The 19,971-nt window shown below is 65.2% G+C and carries 18 protein-coding genes and 3 tRNA genes; 15 read left to right on the top strand and 6 right to left on the bottom strand.

The window, feature by feature from the left end; genetic code table 11:
- Positions 1-59 precede the first annotated feature (59 nt).
- From QQK43_RS05030 to QQK43_RS04995, 8 genes are all read left to right on the top strand, one after another.
- The gene (locus tag QQK43_RS05030; protein ID WP_284306909.1) at positions 60-818 is read left to right on the top strand and encodes an SPOR domain-containing protein; all 759 of its coding nucleotides are present in this window, start codon (positions 60-62) and stop codon (positions 816-818) included.
- Between the two features lie 22 nt (positions 819-840).
- Complete coding sequence (locus tag QQK43_RS05025; protein WP_234266777.1) at positions 841-1,326, top strand: CvpA family protein; 486 nt, start codon at positions 841-843, stop codon at positions 1,324-1,326.
- Between the two features lie 33 nt (positions 1,327-1,359).
- Positions 1,360-2,862: an amidophosphoribosyltransferase gene (gene purF, locus QQK43_RS05020; protein ID WP_234266776.1), complete on the top strand. Its 1,503-nt coding sequence runs from the start codon at positions 1,360-1,362 to the stop codon at positions 2,860-2,862.
- 12 nt (positions 2,863-2,874) lie between these two features.
- Positions 2,875-4,095, top strand: coding sequence for an O-succinylhomoserine sulfhydrylase (locus QQK43_RS05015; protein ID WP_284306908.1), 1,221 nt, complete (start codon positions 2,875-2,877; stop codon positions 4,093-4,095).
- A gap of 11 nt (positions 4,096-4,106) precedes the next feature.
- A complete protein-coding gene (gltX, locus tag QQK43_RS05010; RefSeq protein ID WP_234266774.1) occupies positions 4,107-5,489 on the top strand; it encodes a glutamate--tRNA ligase in 1,383 nt (460 codons plus the stop codon).
- Between the two features lie 65 nt (positions 5,490-5,554).
- Positions 5,555-5,630, top strand: a tRNA-Ala gene (locus QQK43_RS05005).
- A gap of 93 nt (positions 5,631-5,723) precedes the next feature.
- Positions 5,724-5,799 (top strand) — tRNA-Glu (locus tag QQK43_RS05000).
- A 46-nt stretch (positions 5,800-5,845) separates the two neighbouring features.
- Positions 5,846-5,922, top strand: a tRNA-Asp gene (locus QQK43_RS04995).
- 107 nt (positions 5,923-6,029) lie between these two features.
- Here the strand turns inward: QQK43_RS04995 and QQK43_RS04990 are convergent.
- The 3 genes from QQK43_RS04990 to QQK43_RS04980 all read right to left on the bottom strand — a co-directional run bounded on the left by QQK43_RS04990 (position 6,030) and on the right by QQK43_RS04980 (position 9,076).
- On the bottom strand, positions 6,030-6,932 hold the full coding sequence (locus QQK43_RS04990; RefSeq protein ID WP_284306907.1) for a DMT family transporter: 903 nt from the start codon (positions 6,930-6,932) through the stop codon (positions 6,030-6,032).
- A gap of 78 nt (positions 6,933-7,010) precedes the next feature.
- A complete protein-coding gene (locus tag QQK43_RS04985; RefSeq protein ID WP_284306906.1) occupies positions 7,011-7,544 on the bottom strand; it encodes a methylated-DNA--[protein]-cysteine S-methyltransferase in 534 nt (177 codons plus the stop codon).
- Positions 7,541-9,076, bottom strand: a complete 1,536-nt coding sequence (locus tag QQK43_RS04980; protein ID WP_284306905.1) for an AlkA N-terminal domain-containing protein — start codon at positions 9,074-9,076, stop codon at positions 7,541-7,543. Before QQK43_RS04980 ends, QQK43_RS04985 begins: the two co-directional genes overlap by 4 nt.
- Before the next feature lie 117 nt (positions 9,077-9,193).
- On the opposite strand from QQK43_RS04980, the gene QQK43_RS04975 reads away from it, so the two are divergent.
- Genes QQK43_RS04975 through QQK43_RS04965 form a run of 3 tightly spaced genes read left to right on the top strand, consistent with a single transcriptional unit; the run spans position 9,194 to position 12,729 of the window.
- A complete protein-coding gene (locus QQK43_RS04975) occupies positions 9,194-10,588 on the top strand; it encodes a phosphomannomutase/phosphoglucomutase (protein WP_284306904.1) in 1,395 nt (464 codons plus the stop codon).
- 33 nt (positions 10,589-10,621) lie between these two features.
- A complete protein-coding gene (locus QQK43_RS04970) occupies positions 10,622-11,911 on the top strand; it encodes an O-antigen ligase family protein (protein WP_234266769.1) in 1,290 nt (429 codons plus the stop codon).
- Positions 11,908-12,729 (top strand): glycosyltransferase family 2 protein, encoded by an 822-nt coding sequence (locus QQK43_RS04965; protein ID WP_234266768.1) that lies wholly within the window; start codon positions 11,908-11,910, stop codon positions 12,727-12,729. Before QQK43_RS04970 ends, QQK43_RS04965 begins: the two co-directional genes overlap by 4 nt.
- A gap of 60 nt (positions 12,730-12,789) precedes the next feature.
- On the opposite strand, the gene rpmG is transcribed toward QQK43_RS04965, so the two are convergent.
- From rpmG to trxB, 3 genes are all read right to left on the bottom strand, one after another.
- Entirely contained in the window at positions 12,790-12,960 is a 171-nt protein-coding gene (gene rpmG / locus QQK43_RS04960; RefSeq protein ID WP_234266767.1) for a 50S ribosomal protein L33, read from the bottom strand.
- 12 nt (positions 12,961-12,972) lie between these two features.
- Complete coding sequence (gene rpmB / locus QQK43_RS04955) at positions 12,973-13,206, bottom strand: 50S ribosomal protein L28 (RefSeq protein WP_234266766.1); 234 nt, start codon at positions 13,204-13,206, stop codon at positions 12,973-12,975.
- Positions 13,207-13,488: 282 nt separating this feature from the next.
- On the bottom strand, positions 13,489-14,430 hold the full coding sequence (gene trxB, locus QQK43_RS04950) for a thioredoxin-disulfide reductase (RefSeq protein ID WP_234266765.1): 942 nt from the start codon (positions 14,428-14,430) through the stop codon (positions 13,489-13,491).
- Positions 14,431-14,577: 147 nt separating this feature from the next.
- Between trxB and QQK43_RS04945 the strand changes: the two genes are divergently transcribed.
- The 4 genes from QQK43_RS04945 to QQK43_RS04930 all read left to right on the top strand — a co-directional run bounded on the left by QQK43_RS04945 (position 14,578) and on the right by QQK43_RS04930 (position 19,771).
- Positions 14,578-15,252 carry a Crp/Fnr family transcriptional regulator gene (locus tag QQK43_RS04945; protein WP_234266764.1) on the top strand — a complete coding sequence of 225 codons (675 nt, stop codon included), beginning with the start codon at positions 14,578-14,580 and terminating at the stop codon, positions 15,250-15,252.
- Between the two features lie 138 nt (positions 15,253-15,390).
- Positions 15,391-17,739, top strand: coding sequence for a DNA translocase FtsK (locus QQK43_RS04940; protein ID WP_284306903.1), 2,349 nt, complete (start codon positions 15,391-15,393; stop codon positions 17,737-17,739).
- 79 nt (positions 17,740-17,818) lie between these two features.
- Positions 17,819-18,457, top strand: a complete 639-nt coding sequence (gene lolA, locus QQK43_RS04935) for an outer membrane lipoprotein periplasmic chaperone LolA (RefSeq protein WP_234266762.1) — start codon at positions 17,819-17,821, stop codon at positions 18,455-18,457.
- Between the two features lie 30 nt (positions 18,458-18,487).
- A complete protein-coding gene (locus QQK43_RS04930; RefSeq protein WP_284306902.1) occupies positions 18,488-19,771 on the top strand; it encodes a replication-associated recombination protein A in 1,284 nt (427 codons plus the stop codon).
- The last annotated feature ends 200 nt before the right edge of the window (positions 19,772-19,971 follow it).

The raw sequence follows: 19,971 nt of genomic DNA, 5'->3' as shown, positions 1-19,971 counted from the left end.
TCCTGTCGCGTTGCCGCCGCAGGGGTGGCAACCGGCCTCGCAGGCACACGGGTCAACCCATGTTCAAGTCCCGTTCCGGTCACCAGGGTCACCCGGCTGCGGCCCAGCCCCAGAGCATTGAAGCGGTGCGCCGCCGCGCACGGCACCGCCTGGTGGGCGCGGCCATTCTGGTGGTGCTCGGTGTGGTGGGTTTCCCCCTGCTGTTCGACACGCAGCCCCGCCCTTTGTCGGGCGACGTGCCCATCGTCATCCCCTCCCGCGACAGCGCGCCCGTGACGGCGAAACCGGAGACGGCTGCCGCCCCTCGCCCGACCCCGGCCGAGCCGGTTGCCAAGGAATCTTCGCCGCCCGCCACCCCGCTGACCACCCAGGACAGCCTGGGTGACCGGGAAGAGGTGATCGAAACCCGGGCAGCGCCTGTGACGCCCGAGCCCCCTCCGGCCAAGCCGGCGGCCCCCGCGGTGGCGGCCAAGACCCCGGTCAAGCCGGAGGCGCCGGCGGCCGGTACAGCGCGGGCCGACAACGCCGAGCGCGTGAAGGCATTGCTGGAAGACCGGGCTGGCGCCGCCAAGCCTGGCGAAGCCGCCAATCTGCGTCTGGTGGTTCAGGTGGGGGCCTTTGCCGAAGCCGCCCGTGCCCAGGAAACCCGCCTGAAGCTGGAGCGCGCAGGCCTCAAGACCTATACCCATGTGGCCGAAACGCCAGACGGTCGGCGCACCCGTGTCCGCCTCGGCCCCTTTGCCTCGCGCGCCGAAGCTGAAAAGGCCGTGGCCCGGGTGAAGGCGCTCGGCCTGCCGGCGGCGATCCTGGTGCTGTGAGGCGCTGCAGCAGCACAGGCGCATGAACGTGACCGATTGGGCCTTGCTCGCGGTGCTGGGCTTGTCCGCGCTGCTGGGTCTGTGGCGGGGTTTGATGTACGAGGTGTTGTCCGTGGCCGGCTGGGTCGCTGCGTTCATCGTGGCCCAGGCTTGGGCCGCAACGGTGGGCGAATGGCTCCCGATGGGCGGGGCTTCCCCGGCGCTGCGGCTGGCGGCAGGATTTGTGCTGCTGTTTGTGGCGGTGGCGTTTGCCGGTGGCCTGGTGGCCTGGCTGGTCAAGAAGCTGGTCGATTCGGTCGGGCTGCGGCCGGTTGATCGGGTGCTGGGTGGGGCCTTTGGCGTGCTGCGCGGGGCCGTGTTGCTGCTGGCGCTGGCGGTGGTGGTGCACATGACACCGCTGCGCGAGCAGACCTGGTGGCGGGATTCGATGGTGGCTGCCGAGCTTTCGGCCGCCTTGCTGGTGCTGCGCCCGCTGTTGCCCGATGGGCTCGCGCGCTACCTGGCATGAAGTTTCTGTGGTTTTGTCGTTGAGGATTCGAACATGTGTGGAATCGTGGGCGTGGTCAGCCAGGCGCCGGTCAATCAACTGATTTATGACGCGCTGCTGCTGTTGCAGCACCGTGGCCAGGATGCGGCGGGCATCGTCACGCAGCAGGGGCGCAAGTTCTACATGCACAAGGCCAAGGGCATGGTGCGCGACGTGTTTCGCACGCGCAACATGCGCGCACTGCCTGGCAACGCGGGTCTGGGGCAGGTGCGCTACCCGACGGCGGGCAACGCTTTCAGCGAAGAAGAGGCCCAGCCTTTCTACGTGAATGCGCCTTACGGCATCGTGCTGGTGCACAACGGCAACCTGACCAATGCCAAGGCGCTCAAGCAGGAGCTGTTCCAGACCGATCATCGCCACATCAACACCGAAAGCGACTCCGAGGTGTTGCTCAACGTGCTGGCGCATGAACTCGAAAAGGTCACGCGCGGCGGCACGCTCAAGCCGGCTGACGTGTTCGCTGCCGTGCGCGGCGTGCACCAGCGGGTCAAAGGCTCGTACGCGGTGATCGCGCTGATCGCAGGCCATGGCCTGCTGGCGTTCCGCGATCCGTTCGGTATCCGGCCGCTGTGCATCGGGCGCAGCCCGGCCGGCGTGATGGTGGCCAGCGAGTCGGTGACCCTGGAAGGCACCGGCTTCGATGTCGAGCGCGCCGTGCAGCCCGGTGAGGCGGTGTTCGTCGACCTCGAAGGGCAGGTGCAGTTTGCGCCGTGTGCCGACAACGTGCGCCACCACCCCTGCATCTTTGAATACGTCTACCTGGCGCGGCCCGATTCCGTGCTGGACGGCATTTCGGTCTACCAGGCGCGGCTGAACCTGGGCAAGACACTGGCCAAGCGGGTCATCTCCACCGTGCCGCCCAAGGACATCGACGTGGTGATCCCGATCCCCGAATCCTCGCGTCCCAGCGCCATGGAACTGGCACAGCTGCTGGGCCTGCCGTACCGGGAAGGCTTCGTGAAGAACCGCTACGTGGGGCGAACCTTCATCATGCCCGGCCAGGGCGTGCGCAAGAAGTCGGTGCGCCAAAAGCTCAATGTGATCGCCAGCGAGTTCAAGGGCCGCAACGTGCTGCTGGTGGACGACTCCATCGTGCGGGGCACCACGTCCAAGGAAATCGTGCAAATGGCCCGCGACGCCGGAGCGGCCAAGGTCTACATGGCCAGTGCCGCGCCGCCCGTGCGCTACCCGAACGTCTACGGTATCGACATGCCCACGCCGCAGGAACTGGTGGCCCACGGTCGCACCGTCGAAGAGATCCGCGAACTGATCGGCTGCGACGCGCTGATCTATCAGGACGTCGATGCGATGAAGCAGGCCATCGGCTCGCTCAATCCGGATCTGGCCGGTTTTGATGCTTCGTGCTTCGATGGCGTCTACGTCACCGGGGACATCACGGCCGAAGACATCGCCCGCCTCAACCAGGGGCGTGACCAGTCCGGTGAAGACACCGAAGATACTTCGCGTCTCGCCCTGCCGAACGCCGAAGTGGCCTGACCGGGCACACCCATGTCTTCCGATCTGAACCCTTCCGATACCACCCCGTTGCACCGCGAAACCCAGGCCGTGCGCGCGGCCGTGGCGCGCAGCCAGTACGGCGAAAACTCCGAAGCGCTGTACCTCACCAGCGGTTACGTACAGCCCAGTGCCGAAGCCGCTGCCCGCCGCTTCAATGGCGACGAGGACGGCTTCACCTACGGCCGCTACGGCAACCCCACGGTGACCAGTTTCGAGCAGCGCCTGGCCGCGCTCGAAGGCGCGCCGGCCTGCATCTCCACGGCCTCGGGCATGTCGGCCATCCTCATGATGTGTCTGGGTCTGCTCAAAGCGGGTGACCACGTGCTGTGCTCGCAGTCCATGTTCGGCTCGACCATCAAGCTGATCGGCAGCGACCTGGCCAAGTTCGGCGTCGAGTCGAGCTTCGTCCCGCAGACCGACTTGTCGGCCTGGAAGGGCGCTGTACGCGCGAACACCCGGCTGCTGTTTGCCGAGACGCCGACCAACCCGCTGACCGACGTCTGCGACATCCGCGCCTTGGCCGATCTGGCACACAGCAGCGGGGCCTTGCTGGCTGTCGACAACTGCTTTGCCACGCCGGCTTTGCAACGGCCGATGAGCCTCGGTGCCGACATCGTCATGCACTCGGGCACCAAGTATCTCGACGGCCAGGGGCGCGTGATGGCGGGAGCGCTGTGCGCCAGCGAAGCCCTGGTCAACAAGACCTTCCTGCCGGTGCTCAAGAGCGGCGGCATGACGCTCGCCCCTTTCAACGCCTGGGTTGTCCTCAAGGGCCTGGAGACGCTGGAGTTGCGCATGCGTGCGCAGTCGGCGCAGGCGCTGGCACTGGCCCAGTGGCTGGAAGCGCATCCGGCCGTGGCGCGCGTGTTCTACCCTGGCCTGCCCAGCCATCAACAGCATGAGCTGGCGCTGGCGCAGATGGGGGGGCTCGGCGGTGCTGTGCTGTCCTTCGAGGTGAAGGCCTCCGATGCCGACCAGGCCCGTCAGCGCGCATTTCACGTGCTCGATGCGATGCAGGTGCTTTCGCTCTCGACCAACCTCGGCGACACCAAGACCCTTTGCGCCCATCCGGCCAGCACCTCGCACGGCCGCCTGACCGAAGTCCAGCGCCAGGCCGCCGGTGTGCGCCAGGGCCTGATCCGGGTCGCCGTGGGCCTGGAACACCTCGACGACATCCGGGCCGACCTCGATCGCGGCCTGTCCAGCCTGTAACCCGTTCTTCTATGACCGTCCGTACCCGATTCGCGCCGTCGCCCACCGGCTTCATTCACCTGGGCAACATCCGTTCCGCGCTCTATCCCTGGGCTTTTGCCCGGGCGAGCCAGGGCACGTTCATCCTGCGCATCGAAGACACCGACCTGGAGCGTTCGACCCAGGCGGCGGTCGACGTGATCATCGAAGGCATGAAGTGGCTGGGCCTGGATCACGACGAAGGGCCGTTCTACCAGATGCAGCGCATGGACCGCTACAAGGCCGTGCTGGCCGACATGCAGGCCCAGGGTCTGGTTTACCCCTGCTACATGAGCGTGGAAGAGCTGGACGCGCTGCGCGAACGCCAGATGGCCAACAAGGAAAAGCCACGCTACGACGGCACCTGGCGTCCCGAACCGGGCAAGGTGCTGCCACCGGTGCCCGAAGGCATCAAGCCCGTGCTGCGCTTCAAGAACCCGCAGGGCGGCTCGGTGGTCTGGGAAGACAAGGTCAAGGGCCGTGTCGAGTTCAGCAACGACGAACTGGATGACCTGGTGATCGCGCGCCCCGACGGTACGCCGACCTACAACTTCTGCGTGGTGGTGGATGACATCGACATGGCGATCACCCACGTCATCCGTGGCGATGACCACGTCAACAACACGCCGCGCCAGATCAACATCTTCCGTGCCCTGGGCAAGGAGCCGCCGGTCTACGCCCACCTGCCCACCGTGCTCAACGAGCAGGGCGAGAAGATGAGCAAGCGCAACGGCGCCAAGCCGGTGACGCAGTACCGCGACGAAGGCTACTTGCCCGACGCGATGGTGAACTACCTGGCCCGCCTGGGCTGGAGCCACGGCGACGATGAGATTTTCAGCCGCGAGCAGTTCCTGCAGTGGTTCAACCTCGACCATCTGGGCAGCAGCGCTGGACGCTTTGATGAGGCCAAGCTGCGCTGGGTCAACGCCCAGCACCTCAAGGCCATGGACAACACCGAACTGGCTACACTTGCCGCAGAACAGCTGACCCGGCGGGGGATCGCGTCCGATGACCGCCTGAGCGCCCTGTGCGGCTTGTACAAGGACCGCTGCGACACCACGGTGGCACTGGCCGACTGGCTGGCACCCCATTACGCCGATGTGGCGCCGAAGGCCGAGGATCTGGCCCAGCACGTGACGGAGGCGGTCAGGCCGGCGATTGCTGCCTTGGCGGAGCGACTGGTCAATGTCAATTGGGACAAGGCATCGATCGCCGCCGCGCTCAAGGAGACGCTGGCGCAGTTCTCACTGAAGATGCCCCAACTGGCGATGCCGGTGCGGGTGCTGGTGATGGGCACACCCCAAACGCCTTCGCTCGACGCGGTGCTGGAACTGCACGATCGCGAAAAAATTTTGGAGCGCTTGCGTAAAGCGTAAAAAAGCCTCTATAATTTGAGGCTCGCTAGGTTGCAATGAAACACTGTTTTAAAGCAATGCTTGTTGGGGGTATAGCTCAGCTGGGAGAGCGCTTGCATGGCATGCAAGAGGTCAGCGGTTCGATCCCGCTTACCTCCACCAACAAACTGCAAAGAAAACACTGTTTTTGATGCTAGAATGCGAGGCTTCGGTAAAACGAAGCGCCGAATGAAAATTCGGAGCCGTCCAGGTTTTGACCCTATCGTCTAGAGGCCTAGGACATCACCCTTTCACGGTGAGTACCGGGGTTCGAATCCCCGTAGGGTCGCCAAGTCTGTAGCGCTTGGGTTGTCGCAAGGCACCAAAGCTACCTGCCAGGAGTGGTAGTTCAGTTGGTTAGAATACCGGCCTGTCACGCCGGGGGTCGCGGGTTCGAGCCCCGTCCACTCCGCCAGACACTTAAACGGGTTGCAGCGCAAGCTGCAACCCGTTTATTTTTGGCGCTTCTGTTCGGTAGTAAACCGATCGCCTCGCCACGAAGCCGACGTTTTTCCGTGCCACTCAGTGGTTTCGCTGCCAGCGAACAAGCCCCATCGAGAGGGCGGTGCCGCAAACAATGATGACCCCGCAGCCCAGCATCCAGGCTGTGATGGTTTCTTGAAGAAATGCGGCCCCATAAAACAACGCAAAGACCGGGATCATGAAGGTCACGGTCAAGGCTTTGCTGGCGCCTGCTTGCTCGATGAGGTGGAAAAACAGGATGTAGGCCAGTGCTGTGCAGAGCAGCCCGACGGCCACCATTGCCCACCACGCGCCAGCGCTGACCGGCGCAGAAGGCCAGAACCAGGCCATGGGCAGGGCAAGCCCCAGCGTGGCGCCGATCTGGCTGCCGGTGGCGGTCGCGAGTGGGTGCACACCTTGCAGGTATTTGCGCGCACAACTGGCGCCGATGCCATAACAGAGCGTGGCCGCCATCACGGCGCCCATGGCGATCAGCGGCATCGTGGACGGCGTATCCATGGAAAGTCCGGAAGCATCGACCCCGGATTTGCCCATCACCAGCAACGCGACACCGGCGAAACCGATGACGAGGCCGAGGGTGCGGCTGGCGCCGGGGCGCTCGCCGAGCCAGAGCCAGGCAACGAGGGCACCGGTCATGGGCACCGTGGCGTTGAGGATGGCCGTGAGGCCGGTGGGAATGTGGACGACCGCGAAGGCGAAAAGCGCAAAAGGCATGGCCGAATTGAGCAGGCCGACCAGCAGAATGGGCCGTGCATGGCGGCGCAAGTCGGTCCAGACGCCGCGGACCAGCAATGTCGGGAGCAGGAAGAGCGCGGCCAGGCCCACACGCAGTCCGGCGGTGGGAATGGCGCCAAATTCGGCCGCACCCAGGCGCATGAACAGGAAAGAGGCGCCCCAGAGGGCAGCGAGGAGCACAAACTCGCCCAACAAAGTGATCGACATGATGGAGTGGGGCCGGTTCAGGGCGGGTGATGTGGTGGGGCGAAACCGGAGGCTGGAGAGGCGTGGGTGATCAGTGTGTCAGACGGGGCTGCTTTGACAGGCGTTGCGCAAGCTGGCGATGTCCCCGGACTCGAGGGCCAGCAAGGCTTCCTTGCGCCACAGGCCACCAGCGTAACCGGTGAGGCGCCCGTCGCTGCCCACCACCCGGTGACAGGGCACGACCAGTGACCAGGGGTTGCGTCCCACGGCGGCGCCGGTGGCGCGTGCGGCCTGGGGCCGGCCCAGGGCCTGGGCCAGCTGTTGGTAGCTGCATGTCTGTCCGGTGGGTATCTGGCGGAGTGCCTGCCAGACGGCTTGTTGAAAGCGCGTGCCCACGGAGGGATCCAGGGGCAGGTCGAAGCGGTCGGTCTGGCCTGAAAAATAGGCATCAAGTTGTCGGTGTGCCGCTTGCAGCAGAGGATGCTCAGGCGCGTCCGGCCAAGCGGTGAAATTGGGCGCGTAGCGCTGGTCGATGAACCAGAGCCCCCGCAGGCCGAGGGCGGAGGCGGCGAGCACGATGGGGCCGAGCGGACTCGGAACCTCGATCTTGACAAGCGATTGTGGTGTTTTCATGGGGAGGGCTGGGGCGGCGACAAGGGGCTCGGTGCCTGCCAGGCGCGCATGACCGCATAGCTGCGCCACGGGCGCCAGGCCTGGGAGAGTGATTCGGCTGCGGCTTCGGTGAGGGAGCGGGGCAGGCCCAGCGACTTCTGCAACGCCACGTCCTTGGCCAAAAAAGCATCGGGCCAGCGCAGTGCGCGCATGGCGATGTACTGCGCGGTCCATTCGCCGATGCCGGGAAGCTGTCGCAGGTGGTCGAGCGTGGCCGCCATGTCGCCGCTGCCCTGGAGGTCGAGTTGTTGCGTGCAGACGGCCTGGGCAAGGGCGATGAGGGCGCGTTGGCGCTGCCGGACGATACCGAGCTCGCCCAGTCGCTCAGGCGCGGTGTCGGCCAATTGCTGCGGGCTGGGAAAGAGCCGGTCGAGATGGGTGCCATCCCCCTCTCCGCTGGAAGGCAAAGGGGTTCCCAGCTGTTGAACGAGTCGGCGTGCCAGGGTTCGTGCCGCAGCCACGGTGATCTGCTGGCCGAGCACCGCGCGCACAGCGAGTTCGAAACCATCGAGGCAGCCGGGGACGCGAAGCCCCGCGTGCTCGCCGGCAGGCGCTGGCATGGTGCGGAGCACGGCCTGTATCGCGATGGGATCGGCGTCCAGGTCCAGCCAGGCGCGCACGCGGTGAATGAGGGTGGGCAGCGCGTCCACCAGGCTGGGAGCGATCCGCACGATGACCTGGTGGCGTTCGGGGTCGAAGCGGGCTTCGACCCAGCCACTGAGGGTGCGGTTGGAGGCATGCAGGCCAATGGTGCGGGCCAGACCCGGCAGCGGCATGCGCTCGGTGGGCCAGAGGACCTGCTCGACGCCGTCGATCGCACGATCGTGGAAGAAGCGCAGCAGGGCGGCAATGTCGTAAGGGGGGCGGTAGCCCAGCCTTACGGTGAGTGCACCCTCCGGCGAGGATGACCCCCGCCGCAACTGGCTGGGATTGAGCCCATAACGTTCCTGGAAAACAGCGTTGAAGCGGCGCAGGCTGCCAAACCCACTGAGCTCGGCGACCTTGGTGACAGGCAGGTGGCTGTCGGTCAGCAACTGCTTGGCGGTCAGAAGGCGCCGGGTCTGCAGGTACTGCAGGGGCGAGACGCCCATCCGTTCTTCGAACAGGCGGCGCAGGTGCCGGTCGCTCACGCCGAGACGTTGGGCGAGTGCGGCCGCGCTGGGGGTGTCACCGGTCCAGGTGTCGGGCGTGGCCAGCAAGCCCAGCGCCTGGCGGGTAAGAATGTCGCCGGCATCGGTGGCGGACCAGGCCAGATCCCCGGGGGCGAGTTCGGGACGGCAGCGCAGGCAGGGGCGAAAACCGGCCGCTTCGGCCTGGGCCGCGTGGGCGAAAAAGCGGCAGTTGGCCTGCCGGGGCGTGCGCACACGACAGACCGGCCGGCAGTAGATGCCGGTGGAGGTGACGCCGGTGAAAAAGCGCCCGTCGAAGCGGGCGTCTCGCGCAGCAAGCGCGAGGTAGCAGGCGTCGGCGTCGAGGGGGGCTGGGGATGGCATGGGCACATCGTAGGGGTTTGTGGCAGATCAGACTCGCCATTTCCGGACATGTCCCTGGTGCCGATGGCCGGGGCAAGCCACCTACAATGCACGATTCGCTCTTTCCACGAACGGTTCATGCAAGTCGCTGCTTCGATCTTCAAGGCCTACGATGTCCGGGGTATCGTCCCCTCCACCCTGAACGAACAGGTGGCCGAAGCGTTGGGCAAGGCCTTTGGCAGCGTGGCGCGAACCCAAGGGGAGCTTACGGTCGCCGTCGGCCGGGATGGCCGTCTGAGCGGCCCGGCCTTGGCCGCTGCACTCGTGCGTGGGCTGGTGGCGGCGGGCATCGACGTGATCGATGTGGGCATGGTTACCACGCCCATGCTGTACTTTGCGGCCAACACGCTGTGTCGCAGCGGCATCCAGGTGACGGGCAGCCACAACCCCAAGGATTACAACGGCTTCAAGATGGTGATGGCCGGGAAGGCCATCTACGGCGACGAAATCCAGGCCTTGCGCCAGATGATCGAAGCCGAATCGTGGATGCTGGCGGACGGCGGACGTGTGCGTCACGTGAACGTTGAGGCCGCCTATCGCGACCGCATCGTGGGCGACGTGAAGCTGGCACGCCCCATGAAGCTGGTGGTGGACTGCGGCAATGGGGTGGCGGGGGCGACGGCGCCAGCGCTGTTCCGGGCCCTGGGTTGCGAGGTCACCGAGCTGTTCAGCGAGGTGGATGGGCACTTTCCCAACCACCATCCCGACCCGAGCAAGCCGGAGAACCTGGTGGACCTGCAGCGCGCCTTGCGCGAGACGGATGCGGAGCTCGGGCTGGCCTTCGACGGCGATGGCGACCGCTTGGGCATCGTGACCAAGGACGGTGAGAACATCTTTCCCGACCGCCAGATGATCCTGTTTTCGCAGGATGTGCTGTCGCGGGTGCCCGGAGGGCACATCCTGTTCGACGTGAAATGCTCCCAGCGGCTGGCGCCGGCCATCGAGGCGGCCGGTGGTGTGCCGCACATCTACAAGACCGGCCACTCCCTGATCAAGGCCCGGATGAAGGAACTCGACAGCCCGCTGGGCGGTGAGATGAGTGGCCACATCTTTTTCAAGGAGCGCTGGTACGGGTTTGACGACGGCTCCTATGCGGGCGCCCGCCTGCTTGAAATCCTGAGTCGCCAACCGGACGCCAACGCGGTGCTGCAAGCCTTGCCGACGAGCCACAGCACGCCGGAACTCAACGTGGCCTGCGCCGAGGGCGAGCCTCACGCCGTGGTGGACCGCTTGACCACGCTGGCGGCATCGGATCCGGCGCTGGCGGCGCCGGCACGCCTGTCAACCATCGATGGTGTGCGGGTGGACTGGCCCGATGGTTTCGGCCTGATCCGGGCGTCGAACACGACACCGGTGTTGGTGCTGCGCTTTGAAGGGCATTCCCCCGAGGCGCTGGCGCGGATCGAAACCACCATGATGCGCCTGCTCAAGGCGGTCAAGCCCGATGCCCATGTGGCCGCCGCCGCGCACTGAGCGCGGTTTCCGGTTGCGCGGTCGATGCCAGGCATGGAAGGGCAATTGCAGCAAGGGCGGTGGTTGCAGCCGGTGAGCCTGATCGCCTGGCTGGTTGTGCTGGTGTTGCTGGCGCTCACGCCAGCCAATACCAAAATGGGTGGCGTGCTCTGGCTCATGCTGGTGGTCTGGGGCGGCTGGGCCTGGCTTCGCGACTGGCGTTCGCATGGCGAGCCGGGGGATGAGGGGGCTTGGCGGGTGGCGCGGGTCTGGCTGGGGTTCTGTCTGGCGGGGGTGGCCTGCAAGCTGGCGGGTGTGCTCTATTGGGACGACCCGATCGGCACGCGCCATTTCGAGATGCGTGTAGGGCTGTCAGCCTGTGCGGTGTACCTGCTGGTGCGCTCGGTGCGACCCCGTGGGGTGGATGCCGACGCGTTGCGCTGGACCTTGCTGGCGGCGGCGGTGGTGGGGCTGGCCGTGAGCGGTGCCCATGCCTACTGGGGGGTGGAAACGCCCTCGAACCGGATCAACTGGGCGGGCGGGCTGGTCATGTTCGCCTTTGTGCAGATCGCCTTGCTGCGACTGGGCGCGAGTGGGCGCGAACTGGGCGTGATGGCTGGCAGTGCGGCGCTGTTCCTGCTGTCGGTGCTGCTCACGGGCGCGCGAGGGGCGTATCTGGTGGTGCCCTGGCTGGTGATTTCGGTGTTCTGGGGAGCGTGGATCTGCAGTGCCCGTCCCTGGTCGCAAAGGCTGCTGTCGGCCATCAAGCTGGCGATGCTGGTGGTGGCGCTGTCCTCGGTGGTGGCCGTACTGCTGCCCAAGGTGGTGGAAGTGCCCCTGCAGCGCCTGGACATGGCGGTGGATGAAGCGGTGGCCACGCTCGCGGGGGATCGCGATGCCAACTATGTGAATTCGTCGGTGGGTGTGCGCTTGCAGTTCTGGCAACACGCGGTGCGTGCCATCCAGGAACAGCCCTGGCTGGGCTATGGCCGAGCCCAGCGCATCGCTTTCATCCAGGCATGGGCCGACGAGGTGGGCTCCGAAGAGATGAAACGCCAGATCCACGTGCACAGCGAATACCTCAACGGCATGCTGGACCATGGGGTGCTGGGGCTGATGAGTACGCTGAGTTTCATGGCCGCCTTTCTGGCCAGCGCCTGGGTGGCGCGCCGCTGGAACCGGTTCGCGGCCATCGGACTGCTGGGGTTGGGTGTGCTGCATGTGCTGATGAGCATCACCGATACCAACACGGGTACCAACAACTATGGTGTGATGATGAGCCTGTCGGTCGCCATGATCCTGCTGGCGCGACCAGGCATGGGCATCCGGGGCACCTCTTCATGAAAACGTCGGTCATCTTCACGACCTACAACCATCCGCGTTGGCTCGAGAAAGTGCTGTGGGGGTTCTCGGTACAGCGGCATCGCGGTTTTGAGGTGGTGGTGGCCGACGATGGTTCGCGCGATGAAACCCGTCAGCTCATCGAGGCATTGCGGCCGCAACTGCCGTTTCCGGTGCGGCATGTCTGGCAGCCGGACGAAGGCTTCCAGAAATGCCGCATCCTCAACAAGGCCATTGTCCAGGCCGAAGGCGAGTACCTGATCTTCACGGATGGCGACTGCATTCCCCGGCCCGACTTTGTCGAGACGCACCTGGCTTTTGCCGATAGGGGCACTTTTCTGTCGGGGGGGTACGTCAAGCTGCCCATGGCGCTGAGTGAGCGCATCGGGCGCGAGGAGATCGTCTCCGGGCAGGTGTTTGACCTGGCCTGGCTCACGGCCCACGGCCTGCGCCGCTCGCTCAAGACCCTCAAGGTCAACGCCCGTGGGGCCTGGGGCGACTGGCTCAACCGGATGAGTCCGGCGCGCAGCACCTGGAACGGGCACAACGCGTCCTGCTACAAGGAGTTCGCGTTGGCGGTCAATGGTTTTGATGAGCGCATGCAGTATGGCGGCGAGGACTGCGAATTCGGTGATCGCTTGTGCCACCTGGGCCTCAAGCCCCGAAAGATCCGCTATTCCACCACCTGCCTGCACCTCGACCACGGCCGGGGGTATGTCACGCCGGAGATGCTGGAGAAAAATCGCCGCATCCGGGCTGAAACTCTGGCTGCACGACGGGTCCGCTCGCCCGTCGGACTGGATCAGTATCTCGACGTCTGAGCCCTCAGGCAACAAAAAAGCCGCTGGGACAGCGGCTTTTTTGTTGGGACACAGGCCGAATCACTTCAGCTTGATTTCCTTGTAGTCCACGTGCTTGCGAGCGACCGGATCAAACTTCTTGATCAGCATCTTCTCGGGCGTGGTCTTCTTGTTCTTGGTGGTGGTGTAGAAGTGACCGGTTCCAGCGGTGGATTCCAGCTTGATCTTCTCGCGTGCGCCTTTGGTTGCCATGGTCCGGACTCCTTAAGCTTGGCCGCGTGCGCGCAGGTCGGCGAGCACCGCTTCGATACCGTTCTTGTCGATCAGGCGCAGGGCAGCGCTCGACACGCGCAGGCGCACCCAGCGGTTTTCGCTTTCGACCCAGAAACGGCGGTATTGCAGGTTCGGCAGGAACCGGCGCTTGGTTTTGTTGTTGGCGTGGGAAACGTTGTTCCCGACCATGGGCTTCTTGCCCGTGACGTCGCAGACGCGTGCCATGAGGACACTCCGATTTTTCAAACGGCTGCCACCCGTGCGGTGGGAGCCTCACCTCGCCAGAAGGGTGGCGGTAACCCGGTATTTGCATTGCACGGCCCAAAGAGCTCTTTGCAGCAAAGCCCACCATTATAGATGCTCGCGAGACCAGATGCCAGCTGCCCGACCAATGGCGCCATTGCGCCCGCAGGGCAACGCCGGCGGTTCTCCGCCACAGGTGTCCGGTCGTGGCTGCGGTGCGCCTGGCACGCTGGCTGTGCCAGCACGGTGTCAGGCGTATGGGGCTCAGGCGCTTTCGAGAAAGCGCTGTGCGTCGAGGGCCGCCATGCATCCCGTGCCGGCACTGGTGATGGCCTGTCGGTACACATGGTCCTGCACATCGCCGGCGGCGAAGACGCCCGGAACGCTGGTCATGGTGGCCATGCCGTTGAGGCCCGACTGCGTGACGATGTACCCGTCCTTGAGCGTCAGCTGCCCCTGGAAGAGCGCCGTGTTGGGGCTGTGACCAATGGCCACGAAGCAGCCCTTGACCGCCACATCTTCGGTGGCGCCGGACTGCGCGTTCTTCAGGCGCACACCGGTCACGCCGCTGGTGTCACCCAGCACCTCGTCGAGCACGCTGTGCAGTTTCAGTTCGATGCGGCCTTCACGGACCTTGTCCATCAGCTTGTCGATCATGATCGCCTCGGCCCGGAAGGTGTCGCGCCGGTGCACGAGCGTGACCTTGCTCGCGATGTTCGACAGGTAGAGCGCCTCTTCCACCGCGGTGTTGCCGCCACCGATGACGGCGACTTCCTGGTTGCGATAGAAGAAGCCGTCGCAGGTGGCGCAGGCACTCACGCCTTTGCCCATGAAGGCCTCTTCGGAGGGCAGGCCCAGGTACTTGGCCGAAGCACCTGTGGCGATGATCAGGGCGTCGCAGCTGTAGGTGTCGCTGTCGCCCTGGAGCACGAACGGCCGTTTCGACAGGTCCACGGTATGGATGTGGTCGAAGGCGATGTCGGTCTTGAAGCGTTCGGCGTGCTCCAGAAAACGCTGCATGAGCTCCGGGCCTTGCACCCCATGCACGTCGGCGGGCCAGTTGTCCACTTCGGTGGTGGTCATCAGTTGGCCGCCCTGGGCGATGCCGGTCACGAGCAGCGGCTGGAGGTTGGCGCGGGCGGCGTAGATGGCAGCGGTGTATCCCGCGGGGCCAGATCCTAGAATGAGGACTTTTGTATGCTTCATGGTGTTTCGCCCTCTGTGGGCAGGGATCGGGTTGGTTTAGAGTGTGTGCATTGCCGTCGAAGGACCGGTAGAGCGGGCCCATCAACCAGATTCGGCCCATTGTAAGAAAGCGCGTTTCGCCAGCTTCTCCATCGAAGGAATACACGCATGTCCATCCTGTCCAATCTCGACCTGATCCGCCGCGTTCCGCTGTTCTCCACCCTGACGCAGGCGCAGGCGGAGTCTGTGGCCGACGCCGTGGTCAAGCGCCGGTACAAGCGCGGCGAGGTCATCGTGGAGCAAGGCAAGAAGTCCAACTTCCTGGCGATCGTCCTGACTGGTCGGGCGCGCGTCGTGACCACCGATACCCGCGGACGCGAGGTGATCCTGGCGACCATGAGCCCCGGGGATTACATCGGCGAAATGAGCCTGATCGATAACCAGCCGCATTCGGCCTCGGTGCGGGCCGAGGTGCAGACCGACGTGCTGATCCTGGGCCGGGTGGAATTTGCCCGCTGCCTGCCGGAAAACACCTCCATGGCCTACGCCATCATGAAGGGGCTGGTACAGCGCCTGCGCCACGCGGACCGCAAGATCGAGTCGTTGGCCCTGATGGACGTGTATGGTCGGGTGGCCCGTGCGCTGCTCGAATTTGCCCAGCCGGACCGCGACGGGCAGCTCGTGATCAAGGAGCGGGTGTCGCGCCAGGACGTGGCCAAGATGATCGGCGCGTCGCGCGAGATGGTCAGCCGGGTCATGAAAGATCTGGAAGACCGGGGCTTCATCGAGCTGGGGGCGGATGGCAGCACCGTCATCAAGGAACGCCTGACCTCGCTGGGCTGACGTCGCCGCCGGTCTGGCAACGCGCTGGCGACGGTGCGCGGATTTGAGCGCATTGAAACGGGATCGACGGGTTGTCTGGGGTAAGCTCGGACCGAGTTGAGCCCCCATGCGGGGGCGTCCAAGCTGACGGTTCGTTTCATGACCTATTCCATCAACACCCTCAACGGTGATCGGGCGCATCAGGAGCCCACCGGGGTGGCCCGCTTTGCCCAGGAAATCGGGCTGGTATTCGGTGCGGCAGCCCTGCTGTTCTGGGGGCTGGCGCTGCTGAGCCACAACCCGGCCGATCCCGCCTGGAGCACCACCGGAACCCACGACGCGCTCGCCAACTGGGGCGGGCAACTGGGGGCCGTGCTGTCCGATGGCGGTTATTACCTGCTGGGTTTTTCGGTGTGGTGGGCGTTTTTGGCCGGGCTCCGCGCCTGGCTGTCCGTCCTGGCTCAGTGGATTCGCGGGCAGCAGGGCGCCGCTGATTCGGCCGAGTCGGCGCCGGCGTTGCCCGCATGGTTGCGCTGGTGGCAAGGGCGCCCGGTGTTCTGGGTGTGCCTGTTGCTCCTGCTGTTGAGCAGCGCGGTGCTGGAATACGAGCGCCTGTACCGGTACGAGGCCTTGCTGCCCGGTCCGGCGGGGGGCGTGTTGGGCATGGCGCTGGGGGACATCGCGGCCCACGTGCTGGGCTTCAACGGCTCTGCGGTGCTGATGCTGGCCGTGTTGGTGGTGTGCCTGCCTCGCGTGTTTCTCTTCTCGTGGGCGCATTGGGCCGAAGGGCTGGGTGCCTGGTGTTACGGCTGGTTCGAAGCGCGGCGCGAGCGGCGTGAAGCCGTGGAAGACCAGCGCATCGGCGAACAGGCGGCACGTGCCCGTGAAGAGGTGGTGGCGGTCGAGCGTGTGGAGAACGAAGAACACCATCCGATGCCGGTGGTGATCGAGCCGACGCTGGTCGAGGTGCCCAAGAGCGAACGGGTCGCCAAGGAACGACAGAAGCCCCTGTTCGTGGAAATGCCCGACAGCAAGCTGCCGCAGGTGGACCTGCTGGACGGTGCTCCCCTGCACCAGCCCGGGGTCGATGCCCAGACGCTGGAAATGACCAGCCGACTGATCGAGAAGAAGCTCAAGGACTTCGGGGTCGAAGTGCGCGTGGTGGCGGCCGCGCCGGGCCCGGTGATCACGCGCTACGAAATCGAGCCAGCCACCGGCGTGAAGGGCTCGCAGATCGTCAACCTCAGCCGCGATCTGGCCCGCTCGCTGTCGCTGGTCTCGATCCGCGTGATCGAGACGATTCCGGGCAAGAACCTGATGGCGCTGGAGCTGCCCAACGCCAAGCGGCAGACCATCAAGCTCAGCGAAATCCTCGGTTCGCAGGTCTATCACGATGCCAAGAGCCTGCTGACCATGGGGCTGGGCAAGGACATCGCCGGTCTGCCGGTGGTGGCCGACCTGGCCAAGATGCCGCACTGTCTGGTGGCTGGCACCACCGGTTCGGGCAAGTCGGTCGGCATCAACGCCATGATCCTGTCGCTGCTCTACAAGGCCGATGCCAAGGACGTGCGCCTGCTGCTGATCGATCCCAAGATGCTGGAGCTGAGCGTCTATGAAGGCATTCCGCACCTGCTGTGCCCGGTGGTGACCGACATGAAGCAGGCAGCCAATGGCCTGAACTGGTGCGTGGCCGAGATGGAGAAGCGCTACAAGCTTATGAGCAAGATGGGCGTGCGCAACCTGGCGGGTTTCAATGCCAAGCTCGACGAGGCGCATGCGCGTGGCGAGATCATCGGCAACCCCTTCAGCCTCACGCCCGAGCAGCCCGAACCGTTGGAGCGGCTGCCGCACATCGTGGTGGTGATCGATGAACTGGCCGACCTGATGATGGTGGTGGGCAAAAAGATCGAGGAACTGATCGCGCGTCTGGCGCAGAAAGCGCGCGCGGCCGGCATTCACCTCATCCTGGCCACGCAACGGCCCAGTGTGGATGTGATCACCGGGCTGATCAAGGCCAACATCCCGACCCGCCTGTCGTTCCAGGTCAGCAGCAAGATCGACAGCCGCACCATCCTCGACCAGATGGGTGCCGAAGCGCTGCTGGGCATGGGCGACATGCTCTACCTGCCGTCGGGCACGGGTTTTCCCACGCGCGTGCACGGCGCTTTCGTCAGCGACGACGAGGTGCATCGCGTCGTGGCCTACCTGAAAGAACAGGGGGGCGAGCCCAATTACATCGACGGTGTGTTGGACGTGGGCGGTGACGGCGAAGGGGGTGACCTGCTGGGCGAAGGCGGTGAGGGGGGTGAAAAAGACCCGCTGTACGACCAGGCGGTGGCCATCGTGCTGCAAGACCGCAAGGCCAGCATTTCCTACGTGCAGCGCAAGCTCAAGATTGGTTACAACCGCGCGGCCCGCTTGCTCGAAGACATGGAGAATGCCGGTTTGGTGAGCGCGCTGACCTCCAGTGGCCAGCGCGACATTCTGGTGGCCTCGCGAGGCGAGTGATGGGCGTTCCTGCGGGCCTACCGGCGCGCCCAGCCGCCCGCGCGGGAAACTTGCCGGGCCTTCGTGAATCGGAAAACCCATGATCAAACCCTTGCTGGCACTGGCCACCACTTTTTTTCTGTGCTTGTCCGCGCGGGCCGATGGCCTGCAGGACCTGGAAGCCTTTCTGCGCGACGTGCGCAGCGCGCAGGCGAACTTCACCCAGGTGGTCACTTCGCCCAAACGCGAGGGCGAGCCAAGCGCGCGGACCCGGACGTCCAGCGGACGGTTCGAGTTTTTGCGCCCACAGCGGTTCCGCTTTGAGTACACCAAGCCGTTCGAGCAGACCATCGTCGCCGATGGGCAGACGCTCTGGCTGCACGACGTCGATCTGAACCAGGTCACGGCGCGCAAGCAGCAGGACGTGCTGGGCAGCACGCCCGCCGCGCTGATTGCCGGCGGCACCGACATCAAAACCCTGTCAACGGTGTTCGATCTCAAGTCCCTGCCGGCACAGGACGGCATGAACTGGCTGGAGGCGCGGCCGCGCGCCCGCGATGGCCAGATCGAACGCGTGCGCGTGGGCTTTCGCGATGGGCAGGTCGCGGTGCTCGACATCGCCGACAGCCTGGGGCAGCAATCGGTGCTGACCTTCAGCCAGTGGCAGGCCAATACCGCGCTCAAGGCCGAAAAGTTTCGTTTCACCCCGCCTGCGGGGGCCGACGTGATCCGCCCCTGAACACCGCCGTTGCCCGTGGCGCGAACCCCTGTGTCCCCGCATGTCCCGCTGGCCGAGCGCCTGCGGCCGCGATCGCTCGGCGAAGTGATCGGTCAGCGCCACCTGCTCGGCGAAGGCATGGCGCTGCGGCTCGCGTTCGAATCCGGTCAACCGCACAGTTGCATTCTGTGGGGCCCCCCGGGCGTGGGCAAAACCACCATCGCACGGCTGATGGCCGACGCCTTCGATGCCCAGTTCATCACCATCAGCGCGGTGCTGGGGGGCGTCAAGGAGATCCGGGAAGCGGTGGAGCTGGCGCAGCGCGCACGCGAGGGTCTGCAGGCCCAGCACACCATCGTGTTTGTCGACGAGGTGCACCGCTTCAACAAAAGCCAGCAGGACGCCTTTTTGCCCCACGTGGAAAGCGGCCTTTTCACCTTCATCGGTGCGACGACCGAAAACCCTTCGTTTGAAGTCAATTCCGCCTTGCTCTCGCGGGCTGCGGTCTACGTGCTGCAGCCCCTGGCTGAGGACGACCTGCGCCAGTTGCTGGCCCGCGCGCAGGCGATCAACGCGGTGCCGGCCATCGAAGCGGCCGCTAGCGACCGGCTCATCGCCTATGCCGATGGCGATGCACGCCGCCTTCTGAACACGCTCGAAACCCTGGCGGTGGCGGCAGACCGTGAAAAGCTCGCCGAGGTGACGGATGCCTGGCTGCTGCGCGTGCTCGGCGAACGCATGCGCCGCTACGACAAGGGAGGCGAGCAGTTCTACGACACCATCAGCGCGCTGCACAAAAGCGTGCGCGGTTCGGACCCCGATGCCGCCCTGTACTGGTTCGTGCGCATGCTCGACGGCGGTGCCGATCCGCGCTACATGGCGCGCCGCTTCATCCGCATGGCGGCCGAAGACATCGGCCTGGCCGATCCGCGTGCCTTGCGGCTGGCGCTGGACGCTGCCGAGGTCTATGAGCGGTTGGGTTCCCCCGAAGGGGAATTGGCCCTGGCCGAATGCGTGGTCTATCTGGCGGTGGCCCCCAAATCCAACGCGGTTTACAAGGCATTCAACGAAGCCAAGGCCTTCGTCAAGAAGGACGGCACCCGGCCGGTGCCGATGCATCTGCGCAACGCACCGACGAAACTGATGAAGGCACTGGACTACGGCAAGGGCTACCGCTATGCGCACGATGAAGAGGGCGGTTTTGCGGCCGGAGAACGCTACCTGCCCGACGGAATGCCGTCCACCGCGTTCTACCGGCCGGTCGATCGGGGGCTGGAAATCCGCATTGGCGATAAGCTTAGAGAGCTTAAGCGTCTGAATGATCAAAAAAACTAATGACGTGCTTGTTAGGCTGATGGCCTCATCACAGATCCCCTGAATTGCGGGTAAACCCGCGTCGCATAAGGGCTTGCACCCATCTGGGGCACCTTGGGGCTTGGCTAAAATCCGCCCGCCAACCCGCCAATCGGCCTGTTCGCAGTCCGACCCTGGCGGGTTTTTTGCTAAGTTGAAGCGGGGCTGTACACGGGGCTCCG

This window comes from Hydrogenophaga electricum (assembly GCF_030160815.1).
Lineage (GTDB): Bacteria > Pseudomonadota > Gammaproteobacteria > Burkholderiales > Burkholderiaceae_C > Hydrogenophaga > Hydrogenophaga electricum.
Note: the sequence above shows the minus strand (reverse complement) of the source record. Positions and strands in the feature narration are given on the sequence as shown.

What these genes read in the sequence shown, in the direction of transcription:
- trxB (WP_234266765.1), bottom strand. Translation starts at nt 14,430, where the DNA reads ATGAAGCATACAAAAGTCCTCATTCTAGGATCTGGCCCCGCGGGATAC.
- purF (WP_234266776.1), top strand. Translation starts at nt 1,360, where the DNA reads ATGTGTGGAATCGTGGGCGTGGTCAGCCAGGCGCCGGTCAATCAACTG.
- QQK43_RS04975 (WP_284306904.1), top strand. Translation starts at nt 9,194, where the DNA reads ATGCAAGTCGCTGCTTCGATCTTCAAGGCCTACGATGTCCGGGGTATC.
- QQK43_RS04990 (WP_284306907.1), bottom strand. Translation starts at nt 6,932, where the DNA reads ATGTCGATCACTTTGTTGGGCGAGTTTGTGCTCCTCGCTGCCCTCTGG.
- rpmG (WP_234266767.1), bottom strand. Translation starts at nt 12,960, where the DNA reads ATGGCAACCAAAGGCGCACGCGAGAAGATCAAGCTGGAATCCACCGCT.
- QQK43_RS04965 (WP_234266768.1), top strand. Translation starts at nt 11,908, where the DNA reads ATGAAAACGTCGGTCATCTTCACGACCTACAACCATCCGCGTTGGCTC.
- QQK43_RS04980 (WP_284306905.1), bottom strand. Translation starts at nt 9,076, where the DNA reads ATGCCATCCCCAGCCCCCCTCGACGCCGACGCCTGCTACCTCGCGCTT.
- QQK43_RS04970 (WP_234266769.1), top strand. Translation starts at nt 10,622, where the DNA reads ATGGAAGGGCAATTGCAGCAAGGGCGGTGGTTGCAGCCGGTGAGCCTG.
- rpmB (WP_234266766.1), bottom strand. Translation starts at nt 13,206, where the DNA reads ATGGCACGCGTCTGCGACGTCACGGGCAAGAAGCCCATGGTCGGGAAC.
- QQK43_RS04945 (WP_234266764.1), top strand. Translation starts at nt 14,578, where the DNA reads ATGTCCATCCTGTCCAATCTCGACCTGATCCGCCGCGTTCCGCTGTTC.
- gltX (WP_234266774.1), top strand. Translation starts at nt 4,107, where the DNA reads ATGACCGTCCGTACCCGATTCGCGCCGTCGCCCACCGGCTTCATTCAC.
- lolA (WP_234266762.1), top strand. Translation starts at nt 17,819, where the DNA reads ATGATCAAACCCTTGCTGGCACTGGCCACCACTTTTTTTCTGTGCTTG.
- QQK43_RS05030 (WP_284306909.1), top strand. Translation starts at nt 60, where the DNA reads ATGTTCAAGTCCCGTTCCGGTCACCAGGGTCACCCGGCTGCGGCCCAG.
- QQK43_RS05015 (WP_284306908.1), top strand. Translation starts at nt 2,875, where the DNA reads ATGTCTTCCGATCTGAACCCTTCCGATACCACCCCGTTGCACCGCGAA.
- QQK43_RS05025 (WP_234266777.1), top strand. Translation starts at nt 841, where the DNA reads ATGAACGTGACCGATTGGGCCTTGCTCGCGGTGCTGGGCTTGTCCGCG.
- QQK43_RS04985 (WP_284306906.1), bottom strand. Translation starts at nt 7,544, where the DNA reads ATGAAAACACCACAATCGCTTGTCAAGATCGAGGTTCCGAGTCCGCTC.
- QQK43_RS04940 (WP_284306903.1), top strand. Translation starts at nt 15,391, where the DNA reads ATGACCTATTCCATCAACACCCTCAACGGTGATCGGGCGCATCAGGAG.